At 63.5% G+C, this 21804-nt stretch carries 22 protein-coding genes; 13 read left to right on the top strand and 9 right to left on the bottom strand.

Translation table 11 applies throughout. The annotated features are described in order from the left end of the window. Window positions 1–16 precede the first annotated feature (16 nt). The 8 genes from ACILSQ_RS14210 to ACILSQ_RS14175 all read right to left on the bottom strand — a co-directional run bounded on the left by ACILSQ_RS14210 (window position 17) and on the right by ACILSQ_RS14175 (window position 5526). Complete coding sequence (locus tag ACILSQ_RS14210; RefSeq protein ID WP_395744300.1) at window positions 17–787, bottom strand: biotin--[acetyl-CoA-carboxylase] ligase; 771 nt, start codon at window positions 785–787, stop codon at window positions 17–19. After that, window positions 784–1710, bottom strand: a complete 927-nt coding sequence (locus tag ACILSQ_RS14205) for a cation diffusion facilitator family transporter (RefSeq protein ID WP_395744299.1) — start codon at window positions 1708–1710, stop codon at window positions 784–786. The genes ACILSQ_RS14210 and ACILSQ_RS14205 overlap by 4 nt, the downstream gene beginning before the upstream one ends. 6 nt (window positions 1711–1716) lie before the next feature. After that, on the bottom strand, window positions 1717–2409 hold the full coding sequence (locus tag ACILSQ_RS14200; protein ID WP_395744298.1) for an HAD family hydrolase: 693 nt from the start codon (window positions 2407–2409) through the stop codon (window positions 1717–1719). Between the two features lie 2 nt (window positions 2410–2411). Continuing rightward, window positions 2412–2975, bottom strand: a complete 564-nt coding sequence (locus ACILSQ_RS14195) for a hypothetical protein (protein WP_395744297.1) — start codon at window positions 2973–2975, stop codon at window positions 2412–2414. A gap of 119 nt (window positions 2976–3094) precedes the next feature. After that, on the bottom strand, window positions 3095–3364 hold the full coding sequence (locus tag ACILSQ_RS14190; RefSeq protein WP_395744296.1) for a hypothetical protein: 270 nt from the start codon (window positions 3362–3364) through the stop codon (window positions 3095–3097). A gap of 14 nt (window positions 3365–3378) precedes the next feature. Beyond that, window positions 3379–3837 (bottom strand): acyl-CoA thioesterase, encoded by a 459-nt coding sequence (locus tag ACILSQ_RS14185; protein WP_395744295.1) that lies wholly within the window; start codon window positions 3835–3837, stop codon window positions 3379–3381. A 42-nt stretch (window positions 3838–3879) separates the two neighbouring features. After that, the gene (locus ACILSQ_RS14180) at window positions 3880–4347 is read right to left on the bottom strand and encodes a hypothetical protein (RefSeq protein ID WP_395744294.1); all 468 of its coding nucleotides are present in this window, start codon (window positions 4345–4347) and stop codon (window positions 3880–3882) included. A gap of 9 nt (window positions 4348–4356) precedes the next feature. Then, complete coding sequence (locus ACILSQ_RS14175) at window positions 4357–5526, bottom strand: cysteine desulfurase family protein (protein WP_395744293.1); 1170 nt, start codon at window positions 5524–5526, stop codon at window positions 4357–4359. Between the two features lie 87 nt (window positions 5527–5613). Between ACILSQ_RS14175 and serS the strand changes: the two genes are divergently transcribed. From serS to ACILSQ_RS14140, 7 genes are all read left to right on the top strand, one after another. After that, window positions 5614–6885 (top strand): serine--tRNA ligase, encoded by a 1272-nt coding sequence (serS, locus tag ACILSQ_RS14170; RefSeq protein ID WP_395744292.1) that lies wholly within the window; start codon window positions 5614–5616, stop codon window positions 6883–6885. 5 nt (window positions 6886–6890) lie between these two features. Next, window positions 6891–7829 carry a serine protease gene (locus ACILSQ_RS14165; RefSeq protein ID WP_395744291.1) on the top strand — a complete coding sequence of 313 codons (939 nt, stop codon included), beginning with the start codon at window positions 6891–6893 and terminating at the stop codon, window positions 7827–7829. Window positions 7830–7889: 60 nt separating this feature from the next. After that, window positions 7890–8399, top strand: a complete 510-nt coding sequence (locus tag ACILSQ_RS14160) for a MarR family winged helix-turn-helix transcriptional regulator (protein ID WP_395744290.1) — start codon at window positions 7890–7892, stop codon at window positions 8397–8399. Window positions 8400–8415: 16 nt separating this feature from the next. Further along, window positions 8416–10308, top strand: coding sequence for a prolyl oligopeptidase family serine peptidase (locus ACILSQ_RS14155; RefSeq protein ID WP_395744289.1), 1893 nt, complete (start codon window positions 8416–8418; stop codon window positions 10306–10308). A 145-nt stretch (window positions 10309–10453) separates the two neighbouring features. Next, window positions 10454–11350, top strand: a complete 897-nt coding sequence (locus tag ACILSQ_RS14150) for a hypothetical protein (protein WP_395744288.1) — start codon at window positions 10454–10456, stop codon at window positions 11348–11350. Between the two features lie 90 nt (window positions 11351–11440). Next, complete coding sequence (locus ACILSQ_RS14145; RefSeq protein WP_395744287.1) at window positions 11441–12400, top strand: hypothetical protein; 960 nt, start codon at window positions 11441–11443, stop codon at window positions 12398–12400. Between the two features lie 53 nt (window positions 12401–12453). Next, the gene (locus ACILSQ_RS14140; protein ID WP_395744286.1) at window positions 12454–14055 is read left to right on the top strand and encodes an NAD(P)/FAD-dependent oxidoreductase; all 1602 of its coding nucleotides are present in this window, start codon (window positions 12454–12456) and stop codon (window positions 14053–14055) included. Here the strand turns inward: ACILSQ_RS14140 and ACILSQ_RS14135 are convergent. Next, window positions 14041–14523 (bottom strand): low molecular weight protein-tyrosine-phosphatase, encoded by a 483-nt coding sequence (locus ACILSQ_RS14135; RefSeq protein WP_395744285.1) that lies wholly within the window; start codon window positions 14521–14523, stop codon window positions 14041–14043. The genes ACILSQ_RS14140 and ACILSQ_RS14135 overlap by 15 nt on opposite strands. A 172-nt stretch (window positions 14524–14695) precedes the next feature. Here ACILSQ_RS14135 and ACILSQ_RS14130 point away from each other — a divergent pair, with 172 nt between their 5' ends. The 6 genes from ACILSQ_RS14130 to ACILSQ_RS14105 all read left to right on the top strand — a co-directional run bounded on the left by ACILSQ_RS14130 (window position 14696) and on the right by ACILSQ_RS14105 (window position 21781). Continuing rightward, window positions 14696–15817 carry a citrate synthase gene (locus tag ACILSQ_RS14130; protein ID WP_395744284.1) on the top strand — a complete coding sequence of 374 codons (1122 nt, stop codon included), beginning with the start codon at window positions 14696–14698 and terminating at the stop codon, window positions 15815–15817. Between the two features lie 75 nt (window positions 15818–15892). Beyond that, window positions 15893–17710, top strand: a complete 1818-nt coding sequence (locus ACILSQ_RS14125; RefSeq protein WP_395744283.1) for a hypothetical protein — start codon at window positions 15893–15895, stop codon at window positions 17708–17710. A 60-nt stretch (window positions 17711–17770) separates the two neighbouring features. Next, window positions 17771–18808: a GTPase ObgE gene (gene obgE, locus ACILSQ_RS14120; protein WP_395744282.1), complete on the top strand. Its 1038-nt coding sequence runs from the start codon at window positions 17771–17773 to the stop codon at window positions 18806–18808. Between the two features lie 6 nt (window positions 18809–18814). Further along, entirely contained in the window at window positions 18815–19597 is a 783-nt protein-coding gene (locus ACILSQ_RS14115; protein WP_395744281.1) for an ABC transporter permease, read from the top strand. Between the two features lies 1 nt (window position 19598). Next, on the top strand, window positions 19599–20249 hold the full coding sequence (locus tag ACILSQ_RS14110; protein WP_395744280.1) for an ATP-binding cassette domain-containing protein: 651 nt from the start codon (window positions 19599–19601) through the stop codon (window positions 20247–20249). A gap of 68 nt (window positions 20250–20317) precedes the next feature. After that, window positions 20318–21781, top strand: a complete 1464-nt coding sequence (locus ACILSQ_RS14105) for a DUF2868 domain-containing protein (protein ID WP_395744279.1) — start codon at window positions 20318–20320, stop codon at window positions 21779–21781. The last annotated feature ends 23 nt before the right edge of the window (window positions 21782–21804 follow it).

Genomic DNA, 21804 nt, shown 5'->3' with positions numbered 1-21804 from the left:
AAAGTCGAACGCGGAATTACGCCTGCCTCACCTCGTCAGCGCTGGTCAGGGTGTGGGTGCTGCCGTCGGGAAATTCGAGGATGAGGTGCCCCTCCTCGTTCAAATCGAGGACGCGGCCGAAGATCTCTCCCTGGGGTGCCCGGGCGCGGATCTGGCGGCCGATGAGCCAGCTTCGCTCGCGCACTTCACTGATGGCGGCGCTGAAATCGCTCTCCAGGTGCTGGAATTCGGCGTGAAGGGAATCGAGCAGGCGGCTGGCCAGCGCGTTGCGGTCGATCTCCGGCATCACGGGGCTGGCCACGGCGCGCAGCAGCGAGGTGGCGTTCAGCTCAGGCGGAAAATCGAGGGCGTTCACGTTTAAGCCGATGCCCAGAACGATCCGCATGCCGTCCTGGGTGGAGACGGTTTCCGCCAGCAGGCCGCTCACCTTGCGGTCGCTCAGATACACATCATTGGGCCATTTGATGCGCGGCTGCAGCGGCAGTTCCGCCTCGATGGCTTTGCAGATGGCGAGGGCGGCCAGGGTGGTGAGGCGCGGCCACTTTTCCATGGGGGGCGCCGGCTTCAGCAGAAGCGAAAACATCAAATCCTTGCCACGTGGGGCGATCCAGCGGTTGTCACGCCGGCCGCGGCCCGCGGTCTGGGATTCGGTGAAGACGACCGTGTTCACAGGCAGAGTGGCGGCCTTTTGTTTGAGCCAGTCGCTGGTGGAGGCCACCTCATCCAGCACGGTCACGTGCCAGGGCAGGGTGTCGTCATTCAGGGCACTGGCATCGAGCGGAATCATGCGCGGATGCGGTGCGGATCGCTGGATTCGCCGTGCTGATGCAGCTCATCGTGGTCTCCCTGGCATTCGAGATGGGTGGTGATGAGCACGGCCTTCGTCACGCTGGCCTGCACGGCGGTTTCGATCTCCGTGGCGATGCGGTGCGCGTCGCGCAGCATGATGTCATCGGCGAACAGGAGGTGAACTTCGACGTAGTGCATCTCACCGGCGTCGCGATGCCGCAGCGCGTGAAACTGGAGGCCGTGCTTTTCCGTTTCGCGCCGCAGGGCGGCATCCAGGGCGGCGTTGAGCTTGGCATCGGCGGTGTCCATGAGGCCGCCCACGCTCCGGCGCATGAGGCCGTAGCCGGTCCAGATGATGTTGGCGGCCATGATGAGGCCGCAGATCGAATCCCACAGGTGCCAGCCAGTTAGGGCGACGAGGCCGAGCCCCACAATGGCGCCGAGGCTGGTCCAAACATCCGTGAGCACATGCCTGCCGTTCGATTCGAGAATCAAAGAGCCCTGCTTTCTCCCCATGCGGATGAGGTAGGCTCCCAGCGCGGCGTTGATGGCGATGGTCAGCGCTGTCAGCGTCAGGCCCTGGTCCAGATTCGCGGGAGGCTGGTGCAGCAGCAGGCGGCGCACGGACTCATAGATGATGAAGAGGGCCGCGACGATGATCAGCCCGCCTTCGATGCCCGCCGAGAAAAACGCGATTTTACTGTGCCCATAGGGGTGGTCATCATCCGCCGGTTTGTGCAGCAGGCCGAGGCTGAAGGTGGCAAACATCACCGCCGCCACATGCACCACCGACTCCGCCGCATCGCCCAGAATTGCCGCGGAACCCGTGAGCACATAGGCCCCCACCTTGAGCACGAGCATCAAAAAACCCACGGCGAGGGAGAGCCGCATGGCGCGCGTGGCTTCTGAGGTGCTGCTCATGGGAAATCAGTGCCTCAGCAGCACATCCAGCGTGGCGGGCAGATCCGCGAAAGACTCCAGGCAGCGCCAGGGGTTCAGCGCACTAAGCTCGGCGTGGGAGTACTGGCCGGTGGCCACCGCCAGGCACTTCGCGCCAAAGGCTTCCGCGCAGCGGATGTCCTTCGGGGTGTCGCCGATGACGATCACATCATCGATGTGGTAGGTCGCCCCGGTGGCCTCCTGCATGCGTTTCAGGGCCACGGGGCCCAGCTCGTTGCGGTCATGGTGGTCGCTGCCGAAGCCGCCGTCCACAAAGTGGTCATAAAGCCCATGGCGCGAGAGCTTGATCACCGCGCCGCGCTTCACATTGCCGGTGAGCAGGCCCAGGTGGGCCTCCCTTTCGCCGCCCAGGGCCTGCAGAAGTTCAGCCACCCCTGGCAGCGTGTAGCCGCTGAAGTCCGGCGCCTGCAGCCGCCGCTGCAGGTGGGAGAGGTAGCGGTCCAGAAAGGCCATCACCTCCCCCGGCGTGTGCACCACGTTCATGTGGCCAAACACGTCCATGGCGATCGCGGGATCTGTCGAGCCGGCGAGGTGAAGCGCCGGCAGTTGTTCGCGCTTGATGCCAAAGTGTTCCTCCGCAGCGTCGAGAATCGCCGCGCCACCGGCACCATTGCTGTCAATCAGCGTGCCGTCGATGTCGAAAAGGAGCAGGCGCGCCATCTTCAGTGTGGCTTGGAGGCTGCGGCGGGAGGGTGGGCGGCGGCGCCGGTGTTGGACGGTGCGTATTTGGCCACCAGGAAGGCCCCGCTGGCCGCCATGAGGCAGCCGGCGATGAACGGAATGGGCAGCGATTTGAAGCCGCCTTCCGGAGGATGCATGAACATGGCCGTGATGGTGTTGATCACGGGGGCGCCCGCAAAGACAATGGGCATGACTGCCGCGGCAGCAGCGACGCCAAAATTACCGCCCTTGGGCGAGGCCGCCTCTCCGAGGGCCAGCACCAGGGTCAGCGCACCCAGCGCGCCCGCCATCCCCGCCACCAGGCTGAGCGGAATGCCATTGCCCGTCGCCCCGGTAAAGCTCCAGTTCGTGCTGCGAGTCTTCAGCACAATCGCCGTCACCACGCCAACGAGCGCGTAGGCAATGCAGACAAAAAGGAAGGCCTTCAGGCTGGCATTGGGCGCCTCCGGCCCCATGGGCATCTTGGAGCGCGCGGCGTGAAGAATGACGCCATAAACGCCCCAGGAGAGCACGGTGAGGAGAGCGTAAAGGAGCCAGGTCTGCATGATTTTAGTTTGCGGTTGGGAGTTCACGTGGGGTGGGTGTGGAAGGGCAATCAGGTGCCGTGAGAAAACGCCTCTCACAACGGCTTTGTTCACTTTTTGCACACGGGTCAGCATTCGCCCTATCCACGGTGGCGTCGGCGGAAAAGCCCCATGGCCAGGCCCAGCAGGGCAGCGCCGAGCACCAGCCGCCAGGTCACGTGGAGGCGCACCGCCGCAGCCTGTTCCCGGACGGCCACCATGCGCCCCCTGGCAAGAGCCTCGGTCATTTCATGATCAGTCTGCAGCAGTTCGGCGATGCCCGTGCTGAACAGATAAAGGCTGCCCGCACCCCAGAGAACCAGCAGGCAGAGAAGCAGGCCGGGATGGAGGTGGAACCGCAGAAAGCGCATGCTGCTGGCGGGAGTTATTTGCGGTCCGGCCGCCTCAGCAGTTCCGGCGGCGCGTCTTCAATCTTGTCGCGAAAGCGCTGCGGGATCACCACGGCTTTCATCTGGCCTGTTTCGCGGTCTTTGCGCACGCAGGCGGCGGTGATGCGCCCTTCGGCGGCCAGGGTGCCGTCCTGCTTCCAGAAGCGGATCAGGTGGCGGATGACCTTGCTGCGCACCTCCTCCACCAGCAGCTCGCATTGAAACTCCTCCTCCACCCGCAGCGGGGCCATGTAGTCGCAGGAGGCGTGCACGCGGGGCCAGCCCACGCGCTCCTCACCTTCCACGGGCTTGTCCACGATGGAGAAGCCCAGGCTGCGGAAGAAGGCATGCTCCACGCGCTCCATGTAGCGGAAGAAATTCGAGAAGTGGACGATGCCGGCCATGTCGGTCTCGGCAAACTGGACGCGTTCGGTGCAGGTAAAGCGGTGGGCCATGAGGGCTGGATGCTAGCCGCTGGATGCTGGATTCTCAAACGCTCATCTGATCTCAGGCGGCGGCACCACGGGGACCATGAGCTGGCGGCTCATGCCTGGAGACGGAATGACAAAGGCGCTGTTCAGCGCGTTCTTGTAACGCTGAAGCTGCAAAGGATAGAGCCGGGCGTAGGTGGTGCGAAGGCGCTGGCGCAGCGGCTCATTGGCCGCGGTCCGCGGCAGGCGGTGCACCTCATCCCGCAGGAAATTCATGCTTTGGAGGACATTGACATAGCGCACGTCCTGGGGCCCGGACGGCGTGATGTCGTTGAAGCCGTAATGGGCGACGACGATCGTGTGCGCACCGCGCGGCCCCAAAAACGGCGCGGCCATGCTCTCGGGACCGAAGTCATCGTAGTTCAGCGTGAGCGACTGGCCGGCAAAGGCTCTGCCCCGTTGTTCCGGGGTGCAGCCTGGCAGCAGCAGCAGAAGAAGAGACAGCAGCAGTGACAGCAGTGGAGTGGTTTTCATGACAAGGGTTCAGTGGGAGATGACGGCGAGCCCGCATCCCTGCGCCTCGCGTATTTTATGGGCGGATTCGATCACGGCGTGCGCCGCGGACTCCACGTCGGACTTGGTGTTGAAACGGTTGAAGGAAAAACGCAGCGTGCAGGCCGCATCACGGGCGCTGACGTCCATGGCCTCCAGCACGTGCGAGGCATGCAGCGCGCCGGCATGGCAGGCCGAGCCTGCGGAGCAGGCGATGCCCGCCTGGTCCAGCAGGATGAGCATGCCCGCGGCATCCGTCTCCGGAAGGCACAGGGAGGTGGTGGTGTGCAGACGGTGCGCGGGGCTGCCATGAATGCGCATCTCCGGCACGGCGGCGTGGATCAAGTGCTCAAAGCGGTCCCGCAGGGCTTTGATGCGGGCCTTGGTGCCATCCGCAAGATGCTGGGCGGCGAGCTCCGCGGCCTTGCCGAGGGCGATGATGCCGGGCACGTTTTCGGTGCCGCCGCGCCGTTCGTTTTCCTGACCTCCGCCCACCAGCAGAGGTTCAAAACGGACACGCTGGCTCACATAGAGCGCGCCTGTTCCCTTCGGCGCATGCATCTTGTGCCCGCTGAGGCTGAGGAAATCCACCGGCGTGGTCCTGACATCGAGGGAGATTTTTCCCGCCGCCTGCACGGCATCCGTATGCACCAGCGCCCCGGCGGCATGCGCCATGGCGGCGATCTCATGCATGGGAGCGATGACGCCGGTCTCGTTATTGGCCCACATGATGGACACCAGCCCGGTGATGCCCGGACGCAGCAGCGAGTGCAGCGCGCCGAGATCCACCCGCCCATCTGGATGCACCGGCGCCGTGGTGACCTGCCCGCCCTGCGCCTGCCAGCGCCGGGCGGATTCCAGGACAGCGGCATGCTCCGTGCCCGTGATGATGAGCTCCGGCCTTTCCGGCCACAAGGCGCGCACGGAGGCGTGCACTGCATTGATGGACTCCGTCCCCCCGCTGGTGAAGGTGATCTCCGCCGGACGTGCTCCCAGCAGCGCGGCCACCTGCGTGCGGGCCTGCTCCACCGCGCGGCGCACCCGGCGCCCGGCCGCGTAACTGGCGGAGGGGTTGGCGTAGTGCTCGCGCAGATACGGCAGCATCGCCTCCAGCACGGCTGGATCGACCGGCGTGGTGGCGTTGGCGTCGAGGTAGATCACGCTGGCAAGGTCGGACTCTGATTCCCGCTGTCAATGCCCCTTCCAGCACTCGACAAGCCGCGCAGTACCGCTAACCTCCCCGCCCCTATGCTCGACATCCGCCTCATTCGTGACAACCCAGATCAGGTCAAACAGCGCCTCGCCAACCGCAGCGGCGACTTCGCGTCCGTGGTGGATGAGCTGCTTTCCATCGACACCCAGCGCCGTGCCGCCGAGACGGAGCGCCAGAAGCTGCAGGGGGATCGCAACCGCATCAGCAAGGAGATCGGCATTGCCAAAAAAAACGGGCAGGACACCAGCGCCATCGAGGCGGAGGTGCGCGGCATCGGCAGCCGCATCGAAGAAATCGGCCGTGAGGCCGATGCGGCGGATGTGCGCCAGCGCGATCTCCTTCTGAGCCTGCCCAATCTGCCCCACGAGGCCTGCCCCGTGGGCAGCACTGCGGAGGAAAATCCCGAGGTGCGTGTGTGGGGCACCAAGCCTGCTCATGCCTTCCAGCCGAAGGATCACACGGCGCTCGGTGCGGCCCTCAACATGCTCGATTTCGAAGCCGGTGCGAAGATCTCCGGCAGCGCCTTTGTCGTCTATCGCGGAGCAGGCGCACGCTTGGAGCGCGCCTTGATCAGCTTTCTCCTCGATCTGCACACCACGCAGCATGGCTATGAAGAAATCAGCCCTCCATTGCTGGTGAAGGCGGAGTGTCTCGTGGGCACCGGCCAGCTTCCCAAATTTGGCGACCAGGTTTACCACAGCGCCACGGATGACCTCTATCTCATCCCCACCGCCGAGGTGCCGGTGACCAATCTCCACCGCGATGAAATCCTGCCGCTGGAAAAACTTCCGGTCAATTACGCCGGCTACACGCCCTGCTTCCGCCGCGAGGCCGGCAGCGCGGGTCTGGGCACGCGGGGCCTGATCCGCATGCACCAGTTTGACAAGGTGGAGCTGGTGAAGATCACCACGCCGGAGACCAGCATGGCCGAGCTCGAAAGCCTGACCGCGAATGCGGAAAAGGTGCTGCAGCTTCTGGGATTGCATTACCGCGTCATCGAGCTCTGCACCGGAGACCTCGGCTTTGGTTCGGCGAAGACCTATGACATCGAAGTCTGGGCGCCGGGGCAGGGGACCTACCTTGAGGTCTCGAGCTGCTCAAACTTCGGCGACTACCAGGCCCGCCGCATGAACCTGCGCTACAAAGATGAGAACGGCAAAAACCGCATCCCGCACACCCTGAACGGCTCCGGCACCGCCCTTGCCCGCTTGTTCGTCGCCCTCGTGGAAACCTATCAGCAGGCAGATGGAACCATCTTGATTCCGGAAGCCCTGCGCGGTCACTTTGGCGCGGCAAAAATCGGCTGATGCCCATGAAACTCCCCTGCGCCCTGTTCGTCCTGCTGGTGTCCGCCTGCATCACCCATGCGCAGGCGCCCGGGGTGCCCGTGTATGTTGAGGGGCGCGGCTCACGGCCCAATGCGGTGCTGATGGAGCAGGCCAAAAAATCGCAGGGGGAGTCGGCGCTGCTGTCCATGACCAAAGCCATCGAGCAGGCGCGGCGCACGCAGTGTGACCTCGTGCTGCCAGTCCCGGACACCAAGGCGCTGACCCCGCGCGAGCGCTGGCAGCGGGCGCGCATGTCCCACCTCCGTGTGGGCCAGTTGTATCTCTGCTCCAAGTGCGACAAATGGCATCTGGATCTTGCGGGTGGGTACGCCATCACGGCAGACGGCGCGGTGGCCACCTGCGCGCATGTGATCGCCCCGCCACCGGACATGAAGGAAGGCTGGCTGGTGGCTTTCACGGAGGAGGATGTGCTCCTGCCCGTCACCGAAGTGCTGGCCTGCAATGTCGGCACGGACTGCGCCATCATTCGCGTGAAGTCGGAGCAGCCGCTCACCGCGCTGCCTCTGAGCCTGGACGTGAGCCCGGGGGATTCCGTGTGGTGTTTCAGCGACCCCGGCGGAAAGCGCGGCTATTTCAGCGAGGGCATCGTGAGCCGTTTTGTGAAGCGCTCCTTCATGAGCAAACGGGAGGCAGACAAGCTGCCCAAGGGCACCGAAGTTGCGAAGCCGGTCTGGTTGGAAACCACCACCGACTGGGCGCCAGGTTCGAGCGGTTCGGCCTTGATCGACCAGTTCGGCAACGTGGCGGGCCATGTGTCTGAAATCCAGACCATTCTCGAAGAGCCGCTGCCGGTGCGGAAGAAGAAAAACGACAGCACCGTCATTGAGCAGCTCGGCACGCAGATGGTGTTTCATCAGGCGATCGGTGCCGTGGAAGTGAAGGCGCTGGTGAAAAAGCCCTGAGTCTTTTTTTGCAACTTTGGCGAACCGCTCTGGTTTGATGCTTCACCCCTGAAGTATTTTATGCCAGCCAGCCCCCGTCAGCTTTCTTCCCCACCAGCCCGCTCCGCGAAAACTAATGTATCTCCGCTGGATGACCTGCCGGCGCTCATCGCCCGGACGAACATCCACTTCCAGGCGCTGGTGGAGCGCACGCTGGCGGAGCTGAAGCTGGACCGTCTGCTGCGGCCCGGCATGGCCCCGGTGCTGTTTGCCCTGTATGAGGAGGACGGCTGCATCATCAAGGAGCTCGCCCGCCGCACCCAGCGCTCCGCGGCGGCGCTGAATTCTCTCCTGGGACGGCTGGAAAAATCAGGCCTCGTCAGCCTGCGCGCCTGTCCGCAGGACGGCCGTGCGGTGCGTGTGCGTCTCACTGCGAAAGGGCGTGAGATCGAGCCGCGCGTGCGCGAGCTGCACCGTCGCGTGGTTGCCGCCGTGGAGCACGGGCTTGTGGCGGGCGAGGCAGCGCAGGTTTCCGCCATGCTGCACCGCATCATCGCCGGACTGCAGCAGCATGAGGCTCTCCAGAATTGATTCACCACCCACCTCCATGAAACACATCGCCTGTCTCCTCCTTCTGGCCCTCTCATTCACCAGCGCCAGCGCCCAGCAGCCGCGCACCCCTGCGGGTGTCAAAGAGCTGCGTGATCTGGCTTATGTGGAAGGCGGCCATGAACGGCACAAGCTGGACCTCTACCTGCCCGAGAAAGCGGACGGCCCCCTCCCGCTCATCATCTGGGTGCATGGCGGTGGCTGGCAGAATGGCAGCAAGGACGGCTGCCCACCTCTGCGAGCCGGCTATGTGGCGCAGGGCTACGCCGTGGCCAGCATCAATTACCGTCTCAGCGGTCATGCCGTGTTCCCGGCGCAGATTGAGGATTGCAAGGCTGCCATTCGCTGGCTGCGGGCGCACGCGAAAGAACATTCGCTCGATCCGCAGCGCTTCGGTGTGTGGGGCAGTTCGGCGGGTGGCCATCTGGTGGCCCTCATCGGCACCAGCGGTGACGTGAAGGAGTTCGATGTGGGCGCAAATCTGGACCAGTCCAGCCGTGTGCAGGCGGTGTGCGACTACTACGGCCCCACGGACTTCACGGTCTTCGTCACCACACCGGGCTACGAGAGCCATGCCACCGATTCATCGCCGGAGGCAAAGCTGATCGGTGGCGCGGTGATGCAGAACAAAGACAAGGCCGCGCGGGTGAACTCCATCACCTACGTCACCAAAGACGATCCGCCTTTCCTCATCGTTCATGGAGACAAAGACCCCACCGTGCCGATCAATCAGAGCCAGCTTTTGTTTGAGGCGCTGAAGAAGGCCGAGGTCAGCGCGCATTTTCACACCATCCATGGCGCCGGTCACGGCGGGCCTGGCTTTGCCGGCAAAAACATCGATGACATGGTCAGCCAGTTCTTCGCCCAGCGCCTGAAAGGCAGCTCGCCAAAAAAGGAGTTTCTCGCCACCGAAAGCACCGCCGATGCGGCGGCCATGGAGCGCGATCCGCGCAAAGGCATGCCGCAGGGCGGTGCACGGCGCGGCATCCCCTGGGAGGTGATTTCCGGGCGTGATGACAAGAACAAGGACGGCAAGGTCACGCGCGAAGAGTTCAGCGGCCCGCCACAGCTTTTCAAAGTGCTGGACAAGAACAACGACGGCGTGCTCACGCGCGAGGAGCACGAAGGGGGCGCGCCACCGCCGCCGCAAAATCAACCCGCCTCCGCTGCGGCACCACAGGGCAAAGCCGGCGTCACGATGAAGGGCTTTCAGCTCGAGGGCGAGCGCTGGACCTACCGCGATGGCGACTTCACCATGGATGGGATTTTGATGAAGCCGGCGGGAAAGGGGCCCTTTCCGGCGGTGCTGATCAGCCATGGCATGGGCGGCAATGCGCAGGGCTTTGGCGGCATGAAAGCACGCGAGATGGTGCAGTGGGGCATGGTGTGCATCGCGCCCAATTACACGCATGCAGGCGCCGCTGGCGGGGACCGTGCGCAGTTTGGCGCGAGCGCGGAAAACATCCGCCGTGCGCAGACCTGCCTCGCCATTTTGCGCAGCATGCCGGAGGTCGATGCCACGCGGCTCGCTGCTTATGGTCACAGCATGGGCGGCTTCGTCACCATCGTTCTCGCGGCCACCGCACCGGAGGGGCTCAAGGCGGCCGCGATCACCAGCAGCGGCATCTCTCCACAGGAGGGTTATGCGGCCCCCTCCACGGCGGCGGCGGAGAAAATCCGCGTGCCCTTTCTCATGCTTCATGGCGGCAATGACACCACCGTGCGGCCGGACCAGTCCGCCGCGCTCAAGCAGGTGCTGGACAGGAACAAGGTGGCCAATGACCGCCTCGTGGCGGACGGCCAGGGCCACCCCATCGACCAGACGATGCGCGATGAGGTTTTCCGTCTGGTGCGCGAGTGGTTTGAGAAGCAGAAGGTCTTGAAACCGTGAACCTGTTCGTACAAACTGGAGCCTAGGTGCGCCGTTTTCGTGTCTGATATTTTGGGGCCGAGGCAGGAGATTGAGGTGCGTGGGGCCAGCCCTTGCTCACATCATTGCAAAATAGTAATACGGGTGCGTTTGTATGTTGCGCAGCATGTTCCTTATTTTTACAATCGGGTGCTCCTTACGCCTGCGTGGCAACCGCACAATGAAACCAAGATTACTTCTAGCCATCCTCGCGGCAGGCTTCCTTCTGCTTGGCTGTAAAAAGTCCTCTGACGAGGTTCAGTTCTATCGCTCTGTCAATGGACGAACGTCACTGAGGCTCATTTCCAGGGATGAATGTGAGCTCAGCGACGGGAGTGCCATTCTCCTGGGTAAGTATACGAGGCAGCCTGATGCGCTGCGTGTGGTGCTAACCACGATGGGGACGAATCAGGTCATTTACTATCGGATCACCGACCGAGGCATTCAGGATAATGATGGTAATATGTTGCTTTTGCCAGACCGGTATGCGGTGGCAGTTGAGCAGGCGCGAGTTGCCAGGGAAGCCGAAGAAGCCAGACAGCGAGCGCTTCAAGAGGAGCAGGCGCGTCAGCGCTTGGCGGAGCGCCAGGCCCTCGAGCAACGACAGGAGCGTGATCGCATTGAGCGCGAAAAGAAAGAGGAGGTGGAGAGCGCAATCGCCAAAGGTACGGCGGCATTCAAACAGAGGAGCTACCGCGAAGGCATTGCCGCGTTCGAACGTGCGTCAAAACTAGGAAGCGGGGCCGCCTTGAACAACCTGGCTTGGCACTATGCGACCTGCCCAGATTCCATGCGGCTTGATGGAAAGAAGGCTGTGGAGTTTGCTCTCCAGGCCACCAAAATGGAACCTAACAATGCGAATTGGCTCGACACCCTTGCCGCCGCTTATGCACGAGACGGTCAGTTCATGGAAGCCAGGAGCACTCAAGATCGTGCGCTCAAATTGCGAAGCGGCCCTGATCCTCAGGGCTTGGCTCGCTTTAAGCTTTACATCCAGGAAAAGGCATATCAGGAACCTAATTGAAGGGGCTGGGGACGGCGGGTTGGGGGTGGCTGAAATTTTGCTTCCCAAGCCTTTTTTGAACCTTTAACATCCCCTAAACTCCAACAGGCCATGCACCAGTTCCGAATCACCTTCGTCACGGCGGCTCTTTTGAGCTCGGTCTTTTCCGCTAAAATCCACGCCGAAGGCGACTGGAGCGTGAAAAGCGCGGAACGGCCCAAGGTCGCCATCCTGGCCGAAGATGTGACGGTGGACGGCACCCGGCGCCCGGATCTGGGCCGGGCGCTGGCGGACAGCCTCGGCACCCACTTGCTGCGCCGCGGGCAGATGCGGGTGTTTAACCTGACCACGGAGGAGACCACCACTGGAACGCAAACCCTGGCCCTGCCCAAGAACGCCCCGGCAAAGACCCCGGCGCTGGACAAGGACGTGGACTACCTCCTGAGCTTCAATTTGTTCTCGAATGCCAACGAGCACCGGCTGACCGTCAAAAAGACGCGTGTCGCAAACTCGGAGCTGATCGATTCCCACCAGTTCTTCACCTATGGCCGCGTGAGCGATGTCTTCGCGCTGGTGACCAAGGTCGTGGACCGCATCGATCCCCTGCCGGTCATTCGCAACTTCCCCGTCACCCAGTCTCCGGCGGCCATCCGTGCGGCGCAGCCTGACCCCACTCCCTATCAGCAGTTCTGGACGGGTGATTATTCCAATCCGGGCAGCCCGGCCTATGATCCATGGCGTGCGAACAACGTGGCGCAGTATGACCTCTCCAAGGTGCCCAAGGCGCTGATCTACCGTGAGCTCGGCTCCATCCAGCACATCGACACCACCTGGCGCTTCACGGTCGTGAAGCCGGTCAAAGGCGTGCAGCTGCGCACCCATGATCCGCTGCATGTGCTCTACGATGAGGGAGATGTGTATGCCAATCTGCGCGTCGGCACGGTGGAGCAGACGGGCGTCATCGCCGACTACGGCGGCATCACGCCGGAGCATCACAAGCTCTTCAACGGCGACAAGGTCTTCGGCTGGTACACCCCTCCGCAGGAGAAGGCGCCGGCGAACACGAAGTAGGGTTGATATGCCGTTGGCACGGGCTATTGGCACTGCCGCCAAATTTCGCCCCCATGCTGCAGCTCTCCCAGGTTCTCCTTCCCGTCGATCATCAGGATGATGACCTGCGCCGTGCGGTGGTGAAGCTGCTCAATGCGCGCGCTGAAGACGTGGTCAGCGTCAGGGTGAAGCAGCGCGCCATCGATGCGCGGCGCGGCCATGTGGAGTTCAGCTTCACGCTCCTGGCCGAAGTGAAGGATGAAGCGCGGGTGATGAAGCGCATCGGCAAGAATCCCCGCATCGGCCCGGCGCCGGTGGAGGTGTATCAGGAGGTGGCGCAAAACGTGGCACACTCCGCTGCTGTGCGTCCCGTCATTGTCGGCACCGGCCCCTGCGGCCTCTTCTGCGGCCTCCTGCTGGCGCGTGCAGGACTCAAACCCATCCTGCTGGAGCGTGGCAAGGCGGCGGGAGACCGCGCGCGCGATGTCACCGGCTTCTGGCGGCGCGGCTGGGATTTCAATGCCGAGTCCAATGTGCAGTTCGGTGAAGGCGGCGCGGGCACCTTTTCCGATGGCAAGCTCTACACGCAGATCCGTGACCGCGAGCACCGCATTCCCTGGCTGCTGCGCGAGATGGTGGCCGCCGGTGCGCCGGAAGATATCCTGATCAAAAGCCGGCCGCACATCGGCACGGACCGTCTCATCAAGGTCGTGCGCCATGTGCGTGAGGAGATCATCGCCCTGGGCGGCGAGGTGCGCTTCAATGCGCGTGTGGCCGATGTGGTGATCGAAGACGGCGTGATGCGTGCGGTCACGCTTGCCAGCGGCGAAGCCATCGAAGGCTCGCGCTTCATCTTTGGCATCGGCCACAGCTCGCGGGACACTTTTCAGATGCTGCACCGGCATGGCGTGCCGTTTGAGGCCAAGCCCTTCTCCGTCGGCGTGCGCATTGAGCATCCGCAGAAGCTGATCGACCGCAGCCTGTACGGCAAATGGGCCGGGCATGCCCGGCTCGGGTCCGCGCCGTACAAGTTCGTGGCGCACTGCGGCACCGGCCGCGCGGCCTACAGCTTCTGCATGTGCCCCGGAGGTCTTGTTGTCGCGGCCACCTCCGAGCCCGGCATGGTGGTGACCAATGGCATGAGCAGCTACGCGCGTGCGGAGTCCAATGCCAACAGCGGCTTCATGGTGGATGTGCGGCCCGAGGACATGCCCGCGGGGGATGTGCTCAGCGGCATCGAGTTTCAGCGCGCTCTCGAGCGCAAAGCCTTCGTGCTCGGCGGCGGCAAATACCATGCGCCTGCCCAGCTTCTGGGTGATTTCCTGGCCGGCCGCGCCTCGACTGGGCCGGGCCAGGTGCTGCCCTCCTACGAGCCGGGCGTGGTGTGGTCAAACCTCTGCGAGGTGCTGCCCGAATACACCATCGAGACGCTGCAGGAGGCCATCCCGCGCATTGAGAAAAGCATCCCGGGCTTTGCGCTGGAGGATGCGGTGCTCACAGGTGTGGAGACGCGCAGCTCCTCCCCGGTGCGTATTCCGCGGGATGCCCACACGCTGGAGTGCCTGGGGGTGAAGCACTTCTATCCCGCGGGAGAGGGCGCGGGCTACGCCGGGGGCATCATCTCCGCCGCCGCGGATGGCATGCGCGTGGCAGAAGCCATCTTACGCGAGGGCTGAGGAAATGTGCTCCAGCACACCGCGGCAGCCGTCTTCCAGCAGATCCAGCACGAGCTCAAATCCCTGCTCGCCACCGTAATAGGGGTCCGGCACCTCGCTCTCCTGATGGACGCTGCAAAAGTCACAGAACAGACGGATTTTGGCGCCGAATTCGGAGCTGCGGTCATAGCTGCGTACGTCCCGCAGATTCTGCCGGTCCATGACCAGAATGAGGTCATAGTCGCGCAGGTCACCTTCGGTCACCTGCCGGGCCCGGCTGATGAGCTCGTAGCCCCGATTTTGCGCAGCGTTGCGCATGCGTTGGTCCGGCAGTTTTCCGGCATGCCAGCCCCCCGTCCCAGCGGAGCGGATGTGGACGCGGTCAGTAAATCCTTTAGCCTCGATCAACGACCGCATGACGCCCTCCGCCGCAGGAGAGCGGCAGATGTTGCCCAGGCAGACAAACAGAAGGCGATACGGGGCGGCCATGGGTGGAGCTAGGCCAGCGAGGGTCTTTTCACAAACAAAACCACCTCCTGTCCACAAGGGATGTCCGGCATCCCCCAATGGAAGAATTCTTTTCTTGTGAACCAGTCTTTGGTTGAGCCGTAGTTTGAGCACGCTATCTGCTATCAAACTTAACCCCCCACGCCACCCTGCCATGTCTGTTGTATCCAAAGGTCTCGAAGGAATCGTTGCTGCTGAAACCCGTCTTGGCGAGGTGAAAGGCGCGGAAGGCGTGCTGTTTTACTGCGGCTACGACATCAATGAACTCGTCAAGCTGAGCTACGAAGAAGTCGTTTACCTCCTCTATTACAACAAGCTCCCCAACCAGCACGAGCTCGACAAGCTCACCACCGCCCTGCGCGCCGAGCGTGAGCTGCCCCAGGGCGTGATCGATTTTCTCAAGTCCGCGCCGAAGAGCGCCAAGCCCATCGACATCATGCGCACCGCTGTCTCGATGCTGGGCTGCTATGACCTGAGCCGTTACGACCTGGAGGTCAGTGAAAACATGGCGAATGCCATCCGCCTCACGGCGCAGATCGGTGTCATCGCCGCCTACTTCCACCGTGCCCGCCAGGGCCTGGAGCTTCCCCCGGTGCGCAAGGATCTCAGCGAGGCCGCCCACTTCCTCTACCTCATGAACGGCGAAGTGCCGAGCAAGGAGGCGGAACGCACCCTCGACATCGCCTACATCCTGCATGCCGAGCACGGCTTCAATGCCTCCACCTTCACCGCCCGCGTGGTGGCCTCCACGCTGAGCGACATGTTCTCCGCCATCAGCGCCGCCATCGGTGCGCTCAAAGGACCGCTTCACGGCGGTGCCAATGAAGGCGTGATCCACATGCTGGAAGAAATCGGCTCCCCTGACAAGGTGGACGCCTGGGTGGCGGACGCCCTGGCCCAGAAGAAGAAGATCATGGGCATCGGCCACCGTGTGTACAAGGTGCTCGACCCCCGCGCTCCGCACCTGCGTGAGATGGCCATCAAGCTCACCAGCCAGCTCGGCGAGTCCAAGTGGATCCAGATGTCCGAGCGCATCGCCCAGATCATGCGCGAGCAGAAGGGCCTCAATGCGAACGTCGATTTCTACAGCGCCACGGTGTACTACAGCCTCGGCATTCCGACGGACCTCTTCACCCCGATCTTCGCCATCGCCCGCATGAGCGGCTGGACCGCCCACGTGCTGGAGCAGTGGAGCGAAAACCGCCTCTTCCGCCCGCTGAGCGAATACGTCGGCAAGCCTTACGGTCAGAAGGTGGTGCCCATCGAAGAGCGCTGATTGTCCGGCATAAGGTAAAGTTTACGGTTGGAAAGATGGCAAATCCTCGGGTTTGCCGCTATCGTAGATGCTTTTATGCGTCTCTTTCCAACCATCGGAGCCGTCGCCGCGCTGCTATGCACGCAGGCGATGGCGCAGCCGGCCACACGTCTCGTGTGGCAGCCGGTGCAGGAGTATTTTATTCATCGCGATGAGAACCAGCAGGTGCTGGCCGGCACCAAGCGCCTGAACTCATTCACCGCCTACACGCATATCGGCACCGACTTCGGCTTCCATGGGCCGGCGGAGCACGAGATCGAGTGGCTCACCGATGAGGTCGTGGTGCACCTCAGCCAGCAGCCGGAGGCCTGGGCGGGCATGTGGCACAGCCTGGCCGGGCAGGCCCGCAATCCGCATCGCGTGATGGATTTCACCCACGCCTACCCGGATCCGGTGGCCATTCCCTACCAGCCCCACATCACGGCGGTGATGATCGAGGCGGCAGGCCGCGGCAAGATCAAACTCGAGATCAAATCTCCCGCCGACGAGCAGCGCTGGACGCAGATGGTGGAGCTGACATCCCCGCAGTACCGCATGTTTGTTCACCCTGTGGCGCCTGAGTCCGTGCGCGACGGGAAAACCCTCGTGTGGACCGCGGAGCCCGGCTCTGAGGTAAAGGTGTCAGGCCTGTTCCTGGGGGTCGAGATCCCGCAGATGCCCTGGGACGCCTACACGTTCCTCGCTTCGTATGCGAAGATCGCGCGCAGCTACTCCCTTGAGACCGGTTTTGTGCGTGACCGTGCCCACATTGAGGAAGGGGCCTTTGAGTCGGTCTCCGCCACTGGCATGTACGTCCTCGCTTCCGCGGCGGCGGCCCAGGAGCCCCTGGGCATGGTCAGCCCGGACTACGCCCGCTGGGTGCTCACGCGCACGCACGAGGCCATGAAAAAGCTCAAGACCGGCCGCGGTCTGCTGCCGCATTTTGTGCACAAGCACGAAAACAAGTACTGCATTCATCCGGGCACCGAATTCAGCACCGTGGACACGGCCATCTACGCGCAGTCCATGCTGCTGGCGGCCATCATGCTCGATTCGCCCCTGGTGGCGGAGGATCTGGTCCTTCAGATGCAGAGCATCGAGTACGATCTGCTGCACCTGCCTGATGGTGAGCTTTCCCATGGCCTGACGGACGACGGCATCACGCTCCTGCCGCATGGCTGGAAGGACTGGGGCGGGGAGACGGCTCTCGTCATGCTCATGGAGGGCATCGCCAATCCCGAGCACCGCCCGCCCCCCATGCGTACTCCTGGCAAGGCCTGGCAGGGCACCGGCTTCATCACGGAGCTGCAAAGCTTGTTTCACCCCGACTTCGACAGCGACGTGCCAGACGCCCATGACGGCGTGCGCTGGCTCAGCGTGCGCCGCGCCATGCTCGGTGCGCAGCGCGCCTACATCCCCAAACGCTGGCCACAGTCCCACGCCGCGGTGAATGGCATCTACGGCCTTTCCGCCGGGGAAAATCAGGCGGGCAATGGCTACTACGTGGGCGGCGTGGATCTGCCGGACCAGAAGCTCATTCATCCGCACTACATCCTGATGTCCTCCCCGCTGCATCCGCAGACGAATGAAACCTATGAGCTGCTCCAGCGCATGGAGAAGGCCAGCTACTTCCCGCCCTGGGGCATGGTGGAAAATCTCAATGTGGACGGCCGCAGCTATCTGCCGATGGAAGGGGCCCTGAACGCCGGGTTTGAAGCCCTCAGCGCCTATCATTTGTTTGCCAAACACCGCAAAGTGCCGGACGCCATTTATGCGGCCAGCCTGAAAAGCCCGCACATCCGCAGGGCCATGCAGCTCTTCTATCCGGGACCGCCCAAGGCGCCCGGCGGGGACAAGGAGACCGCGGCTCAGTAGCGGGGGTCCCCAAAGCTCAGCCTTGCTCCCAGGCCCATCCCCGGCTAACTGAACAATCCCATGTTTGTCGATCAAATCAAAGTCCATGCCCGTGCCGGAAAAGGCGGCGATGGCAGCGCCCACTTCCACCGCGGCAAGTTTCGTCCCAAAGGCGGCCCTGACGGCGGCGATGGCGGAAACGGCGGCAGCCTGATCCTGCTCGTCGATCCCAGCACGGACAGCCTGCGCAATTACGTCTTCAACAACCGCCTCGTGGCGGAGGACGGAGCCAAGGGCGGCGCCACCCAGTGCACGGGCCGCAGCGGCAAGGATGTGGTTTACAAAGTGCCGCCGGGCACCCTCGTCAGCCGCGTCATCCAGGAATACGACAACGCGACAGACGAAGTCGTCACCCGCTACGAGCCCGTGGCGGATCTGACCGAGACCAACTCCACCTACGTCCTCTGCAAAGGCGGCAAGGGCGGGAAGGGGAACGTGCATTTCAAAACCTCCACCCACCAGGCCCCGCGCGAGTTCACCCCCGGCACCCCCGGCGAGGAAGGGGACTTTCATTTTGAGATGCGCAGCATCGCCGATGCCGGATTTGTCGGCGTGCCGAATGCGGGCAAGTCCACGCTGCTTTCCAAGCTCAGCGCTGCCAAGCCCAAGATCGCCAACTATCCTTTCACCACCCTGCAGCCCATGGTGGGAGTGATCGAGTTTGGCCCGAACCGCCGCGGCAGCCTGGCGGACATCCCCGGCCTCATCGAAGGCGCGAGTGAAAACATCGGCCTCGGCCATGATTTCCTGCGCCACATCATGCGCTGCCGCGTGCTGCTCTTCGTGGTGGATACCGCGGGCACGGAAGGGCGCGATCCCGTCTCTGACCTCGAAATCGTGCGCAAGGAAGTCTCCCTCTACTCCAAGGAGCTGTCCAAGCGCCCCTGGTGCATCATCGCCAACAAGGTGGACCTCCCCGAAAGCCAGGAGCACCTCGAGAACCTCAAAGAGCGCTTCAAACGCATCAAAATCCACCCCGTCTCCGCCGAAACCGGTGAAGGCCTCGACAAGCTCCGCAAGTGGCTGGACGAGAAGATCGGGCAGGATGTGGACTGGTGAGATGATATGCACGTCACCCGCTCCAATCTCTGCTGGCTGGCCCTGGGGTTGATCACGGCGGGCTACCTCGTCTTCTGGGCGCTGCTGCTCGGGGCCACGGCCACGTACAGCACAGGGGACTCGTGGCTGCAGGTGCTGCACTCTCCGCAGATCCGCCATGCGACTTTTCTGAGCCTGGTGACCTGCTCGCTCGCGGCGGCGTTTGCCCTGCTGCTAGGAGTGCCAGTGGCGTATCTGATGACGCGCCTGGACTTCCGCGGCAAATCCTGGCTGGATGCGGCCTTGGACATTCCCATCATTCTGCCACCGCTGGTCGTGGGCTTGTGCCTGCTCATCTTTTTTCAGACCCAGATCGGCAAGGTCATCGAGATGGCGATCCCCTTCACCTATCAGATCAGTGGCGTCGTTCTTGCGCAGTTCGTCGTGGCGGCAGCCTTCGCGATCCGCACCATGCGCGGCACTTTCCAGCATCTTTCGGCCCGTCCCGAAGACGTGGCGCTGACGCTGGGCTGCACGCGGTTTCAGGCCCTGTGGCATGTGGCGCTGCCGGCGGCGCGGCGCGGCATGGTCGCGGCCTTTTGCATCGCCTGGGCGCGCAGCCTGGGGGAGTTCGGCCCCATCCTCGTCTTCGCGGGTGCCACCCGCATGAAGACAGAGGTGCTGCCCACCACCGTGTGGCTTGAACTCAGCGTGGGCAATCTGGATGCCGCAGTCGCGGTGAGTCTGTTCATGGTGCTGCTGGCCGTTCTGGTGCTGGTGGCGGTGCGTGCCACGGGGGAAAGAGTCTGATATGATCCGGCTCGAGCACATCTCATGGACCGTTTCCGGTCGCGCCATCCTGGAGGATGTGAGCGTGGCCATTCCCTCGGGCACTTATGCAATGCTGATGGGATCGACCGGCTGCGGCAAAACCTCGCTGCTGGAAATCATCTGCGGCCTGCGGCGGCCTGCTGCGGGTCGTGTGGTGCTCGATGATGTGGACGTGACCGCCCTGGAGCCGCGCGAGCGTGGCATCGGCTACGTGCCGCAGGATCTCGCCTTGTTCCCCGGACTCAGAGTGCGCGAGCAGATCGGCTTCGCACCCAAACTGCGCGGACTACCTCTGGCGGAAATTGAATCACGCGTGAGCCATCTCGCAGAGCAGTTTGGCATTGCTCATCTGCTCAATCGCCTGCCTGACATGCTCTCTGGTGGCGAAAAGCAGCGAGTGGCCCTCGCCCGCGCCCTGGCCGCCCAGCCCAGGCTGCTCCTGCTGGATGAACCCCTCTCCGCACTGGACGAAAGCATGCGCGCCGAGGCCGCCGCACTGCTGCAACGCGTGCAGCAGGAGCATGCGCTCACCGTTTTGCACGTCACCCACTCCCGCAGCGAAGCCGCCGCGCTCGGCACCCTGCATCTACGCCTCACGGCTGGGCGGCTGGAAGTGGAATCGCAGGGATGATTTGCCTGCACTGCGCGGTTGGAATCCGCCCAAAGCCGCGTTTAGTGTCCCCCGAAATCAACCCCCGAATGGACTGGAAAGACTGGCAGCGCGTGCTGAAATGGCGCGCACTCGAAGAAGGCGATGCCGATGGCGTTCTCGTCAATGCGGAGCGTCGCCGTGAAGCCACCGCCCACACCCGGGCCGGACTGGCCTCCGAGGAAATCACCGGCGATGTTCTGGAGGAGCGCTCGGAGTCTTTTCTGGACAAGCGCGCCGAATGGCTGGAGCGCGAGGCCGTGGGCTGGCGTGGCGATTTGATCCATGTGCTGGACCTGCTGCGTGTGCCGCAGGGGCGCTGGTCCTGGGCGCTGGTGGGCTGGGCCCTGGCACTGCTCACGGGCTATTGGTTTACAGATCTCGGGCAGGCGGGGGAATTCAATCTGCTGGCCCTGCCGCTGGTGGGCCTGCTGGCATGGAATGCTGTGGTGATCGTCCTGGGAGTGCTTTGTGAACTGCTCCCGGTCTCTTCAGCGACCAGTCGTGGCGGCTGGATGGCGGAGTTTCTCGCCCATGGCATTTCGCGCATCGGCAAGGCTTCAAAGGCGGTGGAAACCGGCGTGGCCGAAACCGTGCGTGCCCGCTATGAGGAGCTCGCCTGGCCGCTGGCATGGCGGCGTCTGCAGATGCGGCTGCGCATGTGGCTGCACGTGGCGGCGGCCCTGCTCGCCATCGGCGGTGCCACGGCCTTGTACGCCCGCGGCTGGTCCCATGAGTACCGCGCTGTTTGGGAGAGCACACTGCTGGAGGAGCAGAATGCTGCGGCATTTTTCGAAACTTTGTTCAAACCCGCCTCGAAGGTGCTGCGCGTGCCCGTGCCGCTGGAGCAGATCCGCGGCATGCATCGCACTTCAGGGAAGGTGGAGAATCCAGCCCCGGCGCTGGCGTGGATTCACCTGTATGCCGGCACGTTGCTGGTGCTCATTGTGGTGCCACGTCTTCTGCTGGCGGGCCTCGGTGCCCTGCGTTGCGGACGGACGAACGCGCAACTCGCCCGCGCATTGAACTGGGGCGGCTACCTGCGGAGCCTCCTGCGCGCCGTGGAGGGGGGGAGCGAGCGCATCCAGGTGCTCGTGCATGCCATTGAGCCCACGCCTGCGCACCGCGAAGTGTGGGACCGCGGCGTCAGGGAACGTTTTGGTGGCATGGCGCGCGCGGAATATCTGCGCATTCCCGCCGGGGAGGAGGATGAGTTTGCCGCCTCCTGGCAGCCGGTGTGCGCCAATCTGGTGATTCTCTTCAACATGGCCACCACGCCGGAGGCTGAAGTGCAGCGCCGGCTGGTCTCCGATGTGCGCCAGCGCCTGCTCACCAAGCACGCCGAGCCGGAGATCGTCGTGCTGCTGGACGGCACCAGCCTGGCGGGGCGCTGGTCGGCGGAAAAAATCGCCGGGCGTGAGCAATTGTGGTCGCAGATGGTCGAAGGCCTCGCGTCTGAGGTGATTGTGGCCGTGCGCAAAGAATCCGCACGCGCAAAGCCCTCAGTGGCGTAATGTTGGTGAAGTTTCTGTCTCTT

Origin of the sequence: Prosthecobacter sp. (assembly GCF_044227185.1) — a bacterium.
Lineage (GTDB): Bacteria > Verrucomicrobiota > Verrucomicrobiia > Verrucomicrobiales > Verrucomicrobiaceae > Prosthecobacter.
Note: the sequence above shows the minus strand (reverse complement) of the source record. Positions and strands in the feature narration are given on the sequence as shown.

Coding starts and splice junctions, on each gene's coding strand:
- ACILSQ_RS14210 (WP_395744300.1), bottom strand. CDS start 787: ATGATTCCGCTCGATGCCAGTGCCCTGAATGACGACACCCTGCCCTGG.
- ACILSQ_RS14205 (WP_395744299.1), bottom strand. CDS start 1,710: ATGAGCAGCACCTCAGAAGCCACGCGCGCCATGCGGCTCTCCCTCGCC.
- ACILSQ_RS14200 (WP_395744298.1), bottom strand. CDS start 2,409: ATGGCGCGCCTGCTCCTTTTCGACATCGACGGCACGCTGATTGACAGC.
- ACILSQ_RS14195 (WP_395744297.1), bottom strand. CDS start 2,975: ATGCAGACCTGGCTCCTTTACGCTCTCCTCACCGTGCTCTCCTGGGGC.
- ACILSQ_RS14190 (WP_395744296.1), bottom strand. CDS start 3,364: ATGCGCTTTCTGCGGTTCCACCTCCATCCCGGCCTGCTTCTCTGCCTG.
- ACILSQ_RS14185 (WP_395744295.1), bottom strand. CDS start 3,837: ATGGCCCACCGCTTTACCTGCACCGAACGCGTCCAGTTTGCCGAGACC.
- ACILSQ_RS14180 (WP_395744294.1), bottom strand. CDS start 4,347: ATGAAAACCACTCCACTGCTGTCACTGCTGCTGTCTCTTCTTCTGCTG.
- serS (WP_395744292.1), top strand. CDS start 5,614: ATGCTCGACATCCGCCTCATTCGTGACAACCCAGATCAGGTCAAACAG.
- ACILSQ_RS14165 (WP_395744291.1), top strand. CDS start 6,891: ATGAAACTCCCCTGCGCCCTGTTCGTCCTGCTGGTGTCCGCCTGCATC.
- ACILSQ_RS14160 (WP_395744290.1), top strand. CDS start 7,890: ATGCCAGCCAGCCCCCGTCAGCTTTCTTCCCCACCAGCCCGCTCCGCG.
- ACILSQ_RS14155 (WP_395744289.1), top strand. CDS start 8,416: ATGAAACACATCGCCTGTCTCCTCCTTCTGGCCCTCTCATTCACCAGC.
- ACILSQ_RS14150 (WP_395744288.1), top strand. CDS start 10,454: ATGTTCCTTATTTTTACAATCGGGTGCTCCTTACGCCTGCGTGGCAAC.
- ACILSQ_RS14145 (WP_395744287.1), top strand. CDS start 11,441: ATGCACCAGTTCCGAATCACCTTCGTCACGGCGGCTCTTTTGAGCTCG.
- ACILSQ_RS14140 (WP_395744286.1), top strand. CDS start 12,454: ATGCTGCAGCTCTCCCAGGTTCTCCTTCCCGTCGATCATCAGGATGAT.
- ACILSQ_RS14135 (WP_395744285.1), bottom strand. CDS start 14,523: ATGGCCGCCCCGTATCGCCTTCTGTTTGTCTGCCTGGGCAACATCTGC.
- ACILSQ_RS14130 (WP_395744284.1), top strand. CDS start 14,696: ATGTCTGTTGTATCCAAAGGTCTCGAAGGAATCGTTGCTGCTGAAACC.
- ACILSQ_RS14125 (WP_395744283.1), top strand. CDS start 15,893: ATGCGTCTCTTTCCAACCATCGGAGCCGTCGCCGCGCTGCTATGCACG.
- obgE (WP_395744282.1), top strand. CDS start 17,771: ATGTTTGTCGATCAAATCAAAGTCCATGCCCGTGCCGGAAAAGGCGGC.
- ACILSQ_RS14115 (WP_395744281.1), top strand. CDS start 18,815: ATGCACGTCACCCGCTCCAATCTCTGCTGGCTGGCCCTGGGGTTGATC.
- ACILSQ_RS14110 (WP_395744280.1), top strand. CDS start 19,599: ATGATCCGGCTCGAGCACATCTCATGGACCGTTTCCGGTCGCGCCATC.
- ACILSQ_RS14105 (WP_395744279.1), top strand. CDS start 20,318: ATGGACTGGAAAGACTGGCAGCGCGTGCTGAAATGGCGCGCACTCGAA.